The sequence below is a fragment of the Ottowia flava genome, assembly GCF_008017535.1.
Taxonomy (GTDB): Bacteria; Pseudomonadota; Gammaproteobacteria; order Burkholderiales; family Burkholderiaceae_C; genus Ottowia; species Ottowia flava.
Genome location: NZ_VRUA01000024.1, coordinates 1 through 11328, shown reverse-complemented (window position 1 = coordinate 11328; position 11328 = coordinate 1). Strand labels below are relative to the sequence as shown.

The following is an 11328-nucleotide window of genomic DNA, read 5'->3' as shown; positions in this document are numbered from 1 at the left end:
AGAGTCGACATGGTTGAAATCGAGATCGATGGCAAGAAGGTAGAGGTGCCCGAGGGCAGCATGGTGATGCATGCGGCCGACAAGGCGGGCACTTATATCCCCCATTTCTGCTACCACAAGAAACTGTCCATCGCGGCCAACTGCCGCATGTGTCTGGTGGAAGTGGAAAAGGCGCCGAAGGCGATGCCAGCCTGCGCCACGCCGGTGACGCAGGGCATGATCGTGCGCACCCAGAGCGAGAAGGCGATCACCGCACAGAAATCCGTCATGGAGTTTCTGCTGATCAATCACCCGCTGGACTGCCCTATCTGCGACCAGGGTGGTGAATGCCAATTGCAGGATCTGGCGGTCGGCTACGGTGCTTCTGCCTCGCGCTACGAGGAAGAAAAGCGCGTGGTGTTCCACAAGGACGTGGGTCCGCTCATCTCCATGGAAGAGATGGCGCGCTGCATCCATTGCACGCGTTGCGTGCGCTTCGGCCAGGAGATCGCCGGGGTGATGGAACTCGGCATGGCCAACCGTGGCGAGCATTCCGAGATCGAGACCTTCGTCGGTCACAGCGTCGATTCCGAGCTGTCGGGCAACATGATCGACATCTGCCCAGTGGGCGCTTTGACGAGCAAGCCGTTCCGTTACAGCGCCCGCACCTGGGAACTGTCGCGCCGCAAGAGCGTGGCCCCGCACGATTCGACCGGCGCCAACCTGATCGTGCAGGTCAAGAACAACAAGGTGATGCGCGTCGTTCCGCTCGAAAACGAAGCGGTCAACGAATGCTGGATCGCCGACCGCGACCGCTTCTCCTACGAAGCGCTGAATTCCGATGAGCGCCTGACCCAGCCCATGCTCAAGCAGGGTGGTGAATGGAAAGCCGTGGATTGGGCGACGGCGCTGGAATACGTGGCGAATGGCCTGAGCCAGATCAAGGCCCAGCACGGCGCTGGGGCCATCGGCGCGCTGGTCAGCCCACACAGCACCGTTGAAGAGCTGTATCTGGCCGGTCAGTTGGTGCGCGGCTTGGGCAGTGACAACATCGATCACCGGCTGCGCCACACCGAATTTGCACAGACCGAAGGTGCCCACTGGCTGGGCATGCCGATTGCGGCGTTGTCGGAACTGCAATCCGTTCTGGTCGTGGGCAGCAACCTGCGCAAGGATCATCCGCTGTTTGCGCAGCGAATTCGGCAGGCAGCCCGCCGTGGTGCAGCGGTGGCAGCTATCACTTCCGGAGCAATGTGGAGCGGCGAGCATGCCTGGGCGATGCCCGTATCGGTGGCGTCCATAGGCGAAGCTGGCGATTGGCTGGGCTTGTTGGCGAATGTCGCCGCGGCGGTCGGTAAAGCCCAAGGCGTGGCAGCGCCAACCGAAGGCGTGACCACGCCGGATTCGGAAGCAATTGCGAAGGCGCTGCTCAACGGTGAACGCAAGGCGATTCTGCTCGGCAATGCCGCGGCGCACCATCCGAACGCCTCTTCGTTGCTTGCATTGGCGCAATGGATTGGCCGTCAGACCGGTGCCAGCGTCGGCTACCTGACCGAGGCCGGCAATACCGTGGGCGCACAACTCGTCGGGGCCGTGCCACTGCGTGGTGGCCTGAACGCCGCACAAATGCTGGGCGGTGGCCTCAAGGCCGCGCTGTTGCTGAACTGTGAGCCAGGGCCCGACACGTCGGCCCCGCTGCAAGGCTGCGACATGGTCGTCACGCTGAGCCCGTTTAAGGCCAATATGGACATCAGCGACGTGCTGCTGCCCATCGCGCCGTTCACCGAAACCTCAGGCACTTTCGTCAATGCCGAAGGGCGGGTGCAGAGCTTCCATGCCGTCGTGCGCCCACTGGGTGAGGCGCGCCCCGCGTGGAAAGTGCTGCGCGTGCTGGGCGACATGCTGGGCGTCGTCCAGCCGCCTTACGAATCCTCGCAGGAAGTGCTGGGTCAGGCGCTGGGCGGTGCTGGTGCGCAGGTTGAACGCTCGCGCCTGAGCAACCAAACGGGTGCGGCCATTCGCGTGGTGTCGGGTCCGGTGGACCTCAAGCCCGTGGGCATCTACCAGCTGGACGGCATCGTGCGCCGTGCGCCTTCGTTGCAGATGACGGCCGACGCACGCGAGGGGGTCGCGACATGATCGATGCGATCTACAACTTCGGCCTTGGCTTATTCGCCGGCAACTGGTGGACAGCGATCACCTGGCCGGTGCTCTGGATCTTGATCAAGATCGTGGTCGTGGTGCTCCCGCTGATGGGCGCCGTCGCCTACCTGACCTTGTGGGAGCGCAAGCTGCTGGGCTGGATGCAGGTCCGTCACGGCCCGAACCGTGTCGGCCCCATGGGCTTGCTGCAGCCGATCGCCGACGCGGTCAAGCTGCTGACCAAGGAAATCATCCGCCCCACCGCGGCGTCGAAGGGCCTGTTCTTCCTGGGCCCGCTGCTGGCCATCATGCCGGCGCTGGCCGCCTGGGTGGTGATTCCTTTTGGCCCTGAAGTCGCGCTGTCCAACGTCAACGCGGGCCTGCTGCTGGTGATGGCCATTACCTCGATCGAGGTGTATGGCGTGATCATCGCGGGCTGGGCTTCCAACTCGAAGTACGCCTTCCTCGGCGCGCTGCGTGCCTCGGCCCAGATGGTCAGCTACGAGATCGCCATGGGCTTCTGCTTCCTGGTGGTGCTGATGGTCGCGGGCAGCATGAACCTGACCGAGATCGTGATGTCGCAGGGTAGGGGTCAGTTTGCCGACATGGGCCTGGGCGTGCTGTCCTGGAACTGGCTGCCGCTGCTGCCGATCTTCATCGTCTACCTGATTTCCGGCGTGGCCGAAACCAACCGTCACCCGTTCGACGTGGTGGAAGGTGAGGCCGAGATCGTCGCTGGCCACATGGTCGAGTACTCGGGCATGGGCTTTGCCACCTTCTTCCTGGCGGAATACGCCAGCATGTGGCTGGTCTCGATTCTGGCGGTGACCATGTTCCTGGGAGGCTGGCTGTCGCCGTTCGCTGCGCTGGACTTCATCCCCGGCTGGATCTGGCTGGGTTTGAAGACTTTCCTTGTGGTGTCGATGTTCATCTGGATTCGTGCCACTTTCCCGCGTTTCCGGTACGACCAGATCATGCGTCTGGGGTGGAAGATCTTCATCCCGGTGACGCTGGTGTGGCTGGTGCTGGTGGGCTTCTGGCTCTTCAGCCCCTGGAACATCTGGCATTGATTGAACGGCACAGGACTCAAAATGGCATCCCTAGCTGCTTCACCCTTTTCCATCAAGGACTTCTTCAAGAGCTTCATGCTCGTGGAGTTGTTCAAAGGCATGGCGCTGACCGGCCGCTACGCGTTCGCTCGCAAGGTCACGGTTCAGTACCCCGAAGAAAAGACTCCGTTGTCGCCGCGTTTCCGTGGCCTGCATGCCCTGCGCCGCTATGAGAACGGCGAAGAGCGTTGCATCGCCTGCAAGCTGTGCGAAGCCGTCTGCCCCGCTGTCGCGATCACGATCGAGGCGGGCGAACGCACAGACGGTTCACGCCGCACCACGCGCTACGACATCGACCTGACCAAGTGCATCTTCTGTGGCTTCTGTGAAGAGAGTTGCCCGGTCGATTCGATCGTGGAAACGCCGATTTTCGAATACCACGGCGAAAAGCGCGGCGATCTGTACTTCACCAAGGACATGCTGCTGGCGGTCGGTGACCGCTACGAGCCGGAGATCGCGGCGACCAAGGCGGCCGACGCCAAGTACCGCTGAGTCGGTGCGCAGCAACGAAGAATCGACCGACCCATGGACGTCAAGACTGGTTTCTTTTATGTGTTCTCCCTGATCATGCTGTTCGCAGCGTTCAGGGTGATCACGGCGCGCAACCCCGTGCACGCGGTGTTGTTTTTGATGCTGACCTTCTCGCAAGCTGCGGGTATCTGGCTGCTGCTGAAGGCGGAATTCCTGGCCATCACGCTGGTGTTGGTGTACCTGGGCGCCGTGATGGTGCTGTTCCTGTTCGTGGTGATGATGCTGGACATCCACATCGATACGCTGCGACAAGGCTTCTGGCGCCACTTCCCGTTGGCACTGGCAATTGGCGCGCTGATCTCGCTGGAGATGGCGGTGGTGTTGTTCGGCGGCTTCCGTGCCGGCGACGCGCCCGTGGTGCCGGAAACGGTGACCAATGCAGCGGGCCAGGTGGTTCAGTATTCCAACACCCAGGCGCTGGGAACGGTGCTGTACACCGAATACCTGTACCCGCTGGAAATCGCTGCGGTGATTCTGCTGGTGGCCATGATCACCGCCATCGGCCTCACCCTGCGTGAGCGCAAGGACACCAAGAAGGTGGATCCGTCGCGCCAGGTGCGGGTGCGCGCCCGTGACCGCATGGAGGTGGTGAAGCTCGCGCCGACCCAGGCGCCCGCACCTGTGGTGGAAGCGCCCGCCGCCGCCGAGGAGAACCCGAAATGACGTTGACACTGGCGCATTACCTGACGCTCGGGGCGATCCTGTTCGCCCTGTCAGTGGTTGGCATCTTTCTCAACCGCAAGAACCTGATCGTGTTGCTGATGGCGATCGAGTTGATGTTGCTCTCCATCAACCTGAACTTCGTGGCCTTCTCCCACTACCTGGGCGACATCCGTGGCCAGGTGTTCGTGTTCTTCATCCTGACGGTCGCGGCTGCCGAATCGGCGATTGGCCTGGCGATCCTGATGCTCTTGTTCCGCAACAAGTCCAGCATCAACGTCGATGAACTCAATTCGCTGAAGGGTTAACGAGAACAATGAGTCAGACCCTTTCCGCTGCCAGTTTGATCGCGGTGCCTCTGGCGCCGCTGGCTGGTTCGCTGCTCGCCGGTATCCTGGGCACCGCCTTTGGCGGTAACCGCATCGGTCGTGTTGCGTCGCATACCGCGACGATTCTTGGCGTTTTCGTCGCCTTCGTGATCTCGGCCATGACGCTTTACAGCGTCGTGGTGGACGGCGCGCACTTCAATCAGACGCTCTACGAGTGGATGACCGTGGGCAGTCTGAAGATGGAAGTCGGCTTCCTCGTTGACAGCCTCACGGCCATGATGATGTGCGTGGTGACCTTTGTGTCGCTGATGGTGCACATCTACACCATCGGCTACATGGCCGACGACGACGGCTACGATCGCTTCTTCTCGTACATCTCGCTGTTCACCTTCTCGATGCTCATGCTGGTGATGAGCAACAACTTCCTCCAGCTGTTCTTCGGCTGGGAAGCGGTGGGCTTGGTGTCCTATCTGTTGATCGGCTTCTGGTACGACCGGCCGACCGCGATCTTCGCGAACATGAAGGCCTTCCTGGTCAATCGGGTAGGCGACTTTGGCTTTATCCTGGGCATTGGCCTGATCGCCGCCTATGCGGGCACGCTCAACTACGACCAGACCTTCGCGAAGGCGGGCGAACTTGCGGGCATGGGCTTCCCGGGCACCGACTGGATGCTGATCACCGTGATCTGCATCTGCCTGTTCATCGGCGCGATGGGCAAATCGGCCCAGTTCCCTCTGCACGTCTGGCTGCCCGATTCCATGGAAGGCCCCACCCCGATCTCCGCGCTCATTCACGCGGCGACGATGGTGACGGCCGGTATCTTCATGGTCGCCCGCATGTCGCCGCTGTTCGAGTTGTCCGACACGGCACTGAACTTCATCCTGGTCATCGGCGCCATCACGGCCTTGTTCATGGGCTTTCTGGGCATCATCCAGAACGACATCAAGCGCGTAATCGCCTATTCGACACTGTCGCAGTTGGGCTACATGACGGTGGCACTCGGCGCGTCCGCCTACTCGGCCGCGGTGTTCCACCTGATGACGCACGCGTTCTTCAAGGCACTGTTGTTCCTGGCGGCTGGTTCGGTCATCATGGGCATGCACCACAACCAGGACATCCGTTGGATGGGCAACGTGCGCAAGTACATGCCCGTCACGTGGTTGACCTTCTTGCTGGGTTCGCTCGCGTTGATCGGCACACCGTTCTTCTCGGGCTTCTATTCGAAAGACGCGATCATCGAAGCGGTGCACGCCAGCAACCTGCCGGCGTCGGGCTTTGCTTACTTTGCGGTGATCGCGGGCGTCTTCGTCACGGCTTTTTATTCATTCCGGCTGTACTTCCTCGTCTTTCATGGCAAGGAACGCTACGACCAGAATCCTGATGCGCACCACGACGATCATGGTCACCACGGGCACGACGAGAAGCCACACGAGTCGCCCTGGGTGGTCTGGGTGCCGCTGGTGCTGTTGGCCGTGCCTTCGGTGGTGATCGGCGCGATGACGCTGATGCCGATGCTGTTCGGTGACTTCTTCAAGAACGTCATCTTTATTGACACTACGCGCCATCCCGCCATGGCCAAGCTGGCCGAGGAAATCCACGGCTGGGTCCCCATGGCGCTGCACGGCTTCATGACCGCACCGTTCTGGCTGGCGCTGGCCGGTGTGCTGCTGTCCTGGTACATGTACCTGGTCAACCCGGCATTGCCGGCGGCCATCCAGCGCGCGTCGGGTCCGGTCTACCGCTTGCTTGAGAACAAGTACTACATGGACTGGATCAACGAGAACATCATCGCGCGCGGTGCACGCATGTTGGGCACCGGCCTGTGGCAAGTGGGTGATCGCGCGCTGATCGACGGTGCTGTGGTGAACGGTTCCTGGAAGTTGGTGGGCTGGGTCGCTGGCGTGGTCCGCTGGGTCCAGTCAGGCTACCTCTACCACTATGCCCTGGTCATGATTCTGGGCATCTTCATGCTGATGACGTACTTCGTCTGGCTCAACTAAGTAGAATTGCGAGAAAAACAATGGGTTGGTTGAGCCTTGCCATCTGGACGCCGATCGCGATCGGCGCGGTCCTGCTGTTGCTGGGGCGGGACAGTCAGGCGCCTTTGGTGCGCTGGATCGCGCTGATCGGTTCCGTGGTCAGCTTGCTGGTCACGCTGCCGCTGTACAGCGGCTTCCGACTGGGCACCGCAGAGATGCAGTTCGTCGAAAAGACGTCCTGGATCGAACGCTTCAATGTCAATTACCACCTGGGCGTGGATGGCATTTCGGTCTGGTTCGTGATGCTGACCGCTTTCATGACCGTGATCGTGGTGATCGCCGGCTGGCAGGTGGTGCAGCGCCGCGTCAACCAGTACATGGCGGCCTTCCTGATCCTGTCGGGCCTGATGATTGGTGTGTTCAGCGCACTCGACGGTGTCCTGTTCTACGTATTCTTTGAAGCCACGCTGATCCCGATGTACCTGATCATCGGTATCTGGGGTGGTCCCAACAAGATCTACGCGGCGTTCAAGTTCTTCCTGTATACGCTGCTGGGATCGCTGCTGACACTGGTGGCCTTCATTTATCTGTACACCCGATCTGGTGGCAGCTTCGACATCCTGACCTGGCACGCGCTGCCGCTCTCGGGTACGGCCCAGACACTGTTGTTCTTTGCCTTGTTCGCTGCTTTTGCAGTGAAGGTGCCGATGTGGCCTGTCCACACGTGGTTGCCGGATGTGCACGTTGAAGCGCCGACAGGCGGCTCAGCCGTGCTGGCGGCCATCATGCTGAAGTTGGGCGCCTACGGCTTCCTGCGATTTTCTTTGCCGATCCTGCCAGATGCTTCCCGCGAATGGGCGTGGCTGATGATCGGACTGTCCTTGATCGCCGTGATCTATGTGGGTCTGGTTGCTCTGGTCCAGCAGGACATGAAAAAGCTGGTGGCCTATTCGTCGGTCGCGCACATGGGTTTCGTCACCCTGGGCTTTTTCATCTTCAACGACATGGGCATCAGCGGTGGCTTGGTGCAGATGATCGCCCACGGCTTTGTGTCGGGCGCCATGTTCCTGTGCATCGGTGTACTGTACGACCGCGTCCATTCACGTGAGATTTCGGCCTACGGTGGCGTGGTCAGCAAGATGCCGCGCTTCACGACCTTTGCCCTTTTGTTCGCGATGGCCAATTGCGGTTTGCCGGGCACCGCTGGCTTTGTCGGTGAGTGGATGGTGATCCTGGGTGCCGTCAAGGCCAACTTCTGGATTGGTCTGCTGGCCGCCACGGCGCTGATCCTGGGCGCCTCGTACACGCTGTGGATGTTCAAGCGCGTCTACTTCGGACCCGTGACCAACGACAACGTGCGCCAACTGACCGACATCAACGCGCGCGAGTTCCTCATGCTGAGCCTGCTCGCGATTGCTGTGTTGTGGATGGGCCTGTACCCCAAGCCGTTTACCGATGTGATGGATGCGTCTGTCGAGAACCTGATCAAGCAGGTCGCGGTTTCCAAGCTGAATTGAGGACGTGGAGATGATTGACAGATTCAGTTGGGTGGCGATCTATCCGGAGATTGTTCTGCTGGTGATGGCGTGCGCCATTGCCTTGCTGGACTTGTTTGACCGCAGCCGCGGGCGCAAGGTAGCTTACGTGCTGTCCTTGCTGACACTGCTGGTGCTGGCGGTGTTGACCGGCATGAATGCCAGCGCAGGGCAGACGGTCTATGGTTTCGGTGGCATCGTCGTCAGCGACCAGATGGCCAACTGGCTCAAGTGCTTCGCGGCACTGTCTGTGGCCGTGACCTTCGTTTACAGCCGCACCTACATCGGCGATCGCGGCATGGTGCGCGGCGGCGAGTGGTATGTACTCAGCTTGCTGTCGCTGCTGGGCATCTACGTGATGATCTCGGCCAACAACTTCCTGCTGATCTACCTCGGCCTGGAATGCCTGACGCTGGCAGGTTACGCGCTCGTAGCGCTGCGCCGCGACCACGTCAGCTCGGTTGAAGCGGCGATGAAGTACTTCGTGCTGGGCGCGATGGCCTCGGGTTTCTTGCTGTACGGCTTGTCGATGATGTATGGCGCCACCGGCACACTGGATATTCCGGGCGTCTTCCGCGCCGTGGCCACCGGGCAGATCAAGCATCAGGTGCTGGTGTTCGGTCTGGTGTTTATCGTGGCCGGCCTGGCGTTCAAGTTTGGTGCGGTGCCGTTCCACATGTGGATCCCCGATGTGTACCAGGGTGCACCTACCTCGGTCACCTTGATAATCGGTTCTGCGCCCAAGCTGGCGGCATTCGCGATGGCCATCCGCCTGTTAGTGGAAGGCTTGCTGCCGCTAGCGATCGACTGGCAGCAGATGCTGGGCGTGCTGGCAATTGCCTCGTTGCTGCTTGGCAACCTTGCCTCGGTTGTTCAGACCAATCTGAAGCGGATGCTGGCGTATTCGACCATCGCGCAGATCGGCTTCGTGTTCCTCGGATTGATGGCGGGCGTGGCCGGTGGTACGGCACTCGGCGCGGCGAATGCCTACAGTTCGGCCATGTTCTACGTGGTGACTTACGTGATGACCACGCTGGTCAGCTTCGGCATTATCCTGCTGCTCTCGCGAGAGGGCTTCGAAAGCGAAGAGATCGCCGACCTCGCCGGCCTCAACCAACGCAGCCCGCTGTATGCCGGCATCATGGCAGTGTGCCTGTTCTCGCTGGCGGGCATTCCGCCGCTGGTGGGTTTTCAGGCCAAGCTGTCGGTATTGCAGGCGCTCATCAGTGCGGGCTCCGGCTTGCACATCGCTATCGCGGTGTTCGCCGTCCTCATGTCGTTGATTGGTGCTTTCGCCTACCTGCGCGTGGTCAAGGTGATGTACTTTGACGATGCCGCGAGCGACGCTCCGATCCGCGCCCCCTGGGATATGCGTGCGGTCCTGTCGGTCAACGGTGCACTGCTGCTCGTTCTGGGCGTGTTGCCCGGCACGTTGATGACCCTGTGCGCGCGCGCCGTGGTGCAGATGCTCAGTAGCTGAGGCGCTCAAGGCCCCGATGTCGCAAAGCCTGTCGATCACCCTGTTGCTGCTGCTGGCACTGGTCACGGCCAACCTGCCGTTCCTGAACCAGCGCCTGATGAGCGTGGTGCGCCTGCCCGGAGGTCACAAAAACCTGGCCTGGCGTTTGCTGGAGCTGGTGCTCTGGTATTTCATCGTGGGTGGCATCGGTATGGCCTTCGAGAAAAGTGCTGGGCAAAATCAGGCGCAGGGCTGGGAGTTCTACGCCATTACTGCTGCGCTCTTTCTGACACTGGCGTTTCCCGGCTTCGTGTACCGCTACCTCCTTCGTCGCGGCCGTTGAGCGATGGCCCAACTGCCAAAACTGGGCGAGCAGCAGCTGCGCAGTGAGCAGCTCTTCGATGGCGCGTTCCTCAAGGCGTTTCGCGACCGCGTCCGCTTGCCCGATGGCAGTGAAGCCGATCGCGAGTACGTGGTTCACCCAGGCGCGGTGATGATCGTGCCACTGCTGGACGTGGGCGCCGGTGGGTTGAAAGTGGTGTTGGAACGCCAATATCGCTATCCGGTTGGCCGCACGATCACCGAATTCCCCGCGGGTAAGCTTGACCCGGGCGAATCCACCCTGGCCTGTGCTCAGCGCGAGTTGCGTGAGGAAACGGGTTACACGGCGCGTGAATGGGCGCGTGCGGGCGTGTTGCACCCGGTGGTGGCGTACTCCACGGAATTCATCGAGGTGTGGTTCGCGCGCGGGCTCAAGGCTGGCGAGCGCGCGTTGGATGTTGGCGAGTTTCTCGACGTGTTCATGGCGACGCCGCAAGAGCTCTTGGCCTGGTGCCGCGATGGCACGATCACAGACGCGAAGACGCTGATCGGCGCGCTGTGGTTGCAGAATGTGCAGAATGGGTCATGGACGCTAGACTGGCAGCAAGCGCCAGCGCCGTGACATCCGCATGAAAGTTCTTGATCTTCAGTGCCTGCAGGGGCACTCTTTTGAAGGCTGGTTTTCGTCCGAAGACGATTTCCAGGCACAGATGGGTGGCGGCCTGCTCACCTGTCCCCTGTGCGGTGAAGCCGAGGTGGCGAAGTTGCCAAGTGCGCCGCGTCTGAATCTGAGCGGCGCGACTGAAACTTCTGTTCCAGCCAAGGCCGAAGCGTCAGGCCAAGCCCAGACCAACACCACTGGCGACCCCGTCGCCGCGCTGCCCCCACAGATGCTGCAAGCCGCCTGGCTGCACATGGTGCGTCGTGTGATGGCCAATACCGAAGACGTCGGCCAGCGCTTTGCCGAAGAGGCGCGTCGCATGCACTACGGTGAATCCGAATCGCGCGGCATCCGTGGTCAAGCCTCCGTGGAACAGACCGAAGAACTTTTGGACGAGGGCATTGCCGTTATGCCGCTGCCGGTGCCCGACGGTTTCAAAGATAACCTGCAATGATTTTGATAGCTGTCAGCGCAAGTGGCAGTAGGTCAAAAGGCCAAAATCACTTGAAGCCATCGCGTAGCAGCATCTGCCCTGGCACGGCCAGATGGGGCCTAGGTGTCGTTTCCCAAGAGGTTGTTCACCCGAGGTGAAGCAAGATGGAGGTTCTCAAGCCAAACCAGCT

At 61.1% G+C, this 11328-nt stretch carries 11 protein-coding genes; all 11 read left to right on the top strand.

The window, feature by feature from the left end; translation table 11 throughout:
* Nucleotides 1-9: 9 nt before the first annotated feature.
* The 11 genes from nuoG to FVQ98_RS17345 are packed head-to-tail and all read left to right on the top strand — an operon-like array spanning nt 10 to nt 11159.
* Entirely contained in the window at nt 10-2118 is a 2109-nt protein-coding gene (gene nuoG / locus FVQ98_RS17395) for an NADH-quinone oxidoreductase subunit NuoG (protein WP_147914719.1), read from the top strand.
* Complete coding sequence (gene nuoH, locus FVQ98_RS17390) at nt 2115-3191, top strand: NADH-quinone oxidoreductase subunit NuoH (protein ID WP_147914718.1); 1077 nt, start codon at nt 2115-2117, stop codon at nt 3189-3191. The genes nuoG and nuoH overlap by 4 nt, the downstream gene beginning before the upstream one ends.
* 21 nt (nt 3192-3212) lie before the next feature.
* Entirely contained in the window at nt 3213-3722 is a 510-nt protein-coding gene (gene nuoI, locus FVQ98_RS17385; protein WP_147914717.1) for an NADH-quinone oxidoreductase subunit NuoI, read from the top strand.
* A gap of 33 nt (nt 3723-3755) precedes the next feature.
* Complete coding sequence (locus FVQ98_RS17380; RefSeq protein ID WP_147914716.1) at nt 3756-4424, top strand: NADH-quinone oxidoreductase subunit J; 669 nt, start codon at nt 3756-3758, stop codon at nt 4422-4424.
* Nucleotides 4421-4729: an NADH-quinone oxidoreductase subunit NuoK gene (gene nuoK / locus FVQ98_RS17375; protein ID WP_147914715.1), complete on the top strand. Its 309-nt coding sequence runs from the start codon at nt 4421-4423 to the stop codon at nt 4727-4729. Before FVQ98_RS17380 ends, nuoK begins: the two co-directional genes overlap by 4 nt.
* Nucleotides 4730-4737: 8 nt before the next feature.
* Nucleotides 4738-6750, top strand: a complete 2013-nt coding sequence (nuoL, locus tag FVQ98_RS17370; protein WP_147914714.1) for an NADH-quinone oxidoreductase subunit L — start codon at nt 4738-4740, stop codon at nt 6748-6750.
* Nucleotides 6751-6770: 20 nt separating this feature from the next.
* Nucleotides 6771-8246 (top strand): NADH-quinone oxidoreductase subunit M, encoded by a 1476-nt coding sequence (locus tag FVQ98_RS17365; protein ID WP_147914713.1) that lies wholly within the window; start codon nt 6771-6773, stop codon nt 8244-8246.
* Nucleotides 8247-8256: 10 nt separating this feature from the next.
* Entirely contained in the window at nt 8257-9744 is a 1488-nt protein-coding gene (nuoN, locus tag FVQ98_RS17360; RefSeq protein ID WP_147914755.1) for an NADH-quinone oxidoreductase subunit NuoN, read from the top strand.
* A gap of 16 nt (nt 9745-9760) precedes the next feature.
* Entirely contained in the window at nt 9761-10066 is a 306-nt protein-coding gene (locus FVQ98_RS17355; RefSeq protein WP_147914712.1) for a DUF2818 family protein, read from the top strand.
* A 3-nt stretch (nt 10067-10069) separates the two neighbouring features.
* Nucleotides 10070-10666, top strand: coding sequence for an NUDIX domain-containing protein (locus FVQ98_RS17350; RefSeq protein ID WP_147914711.1), 597 nt, complete (start codon nt 10070-10072; stop codon nt 10664-10666).
* Between the two features lie 7 nt (nt 10667-10673).
* Entirely contained in the window at nt 10674-11159 is a 486-nt protein-coding gene (locus FVQ98_RS17345; protein ID WP_147914710.1) for a DUF1178 family protein, read from the top strand.
* The last annotated feature ends 169 nt before the right edge of the window (nt 11160-11328 follow it).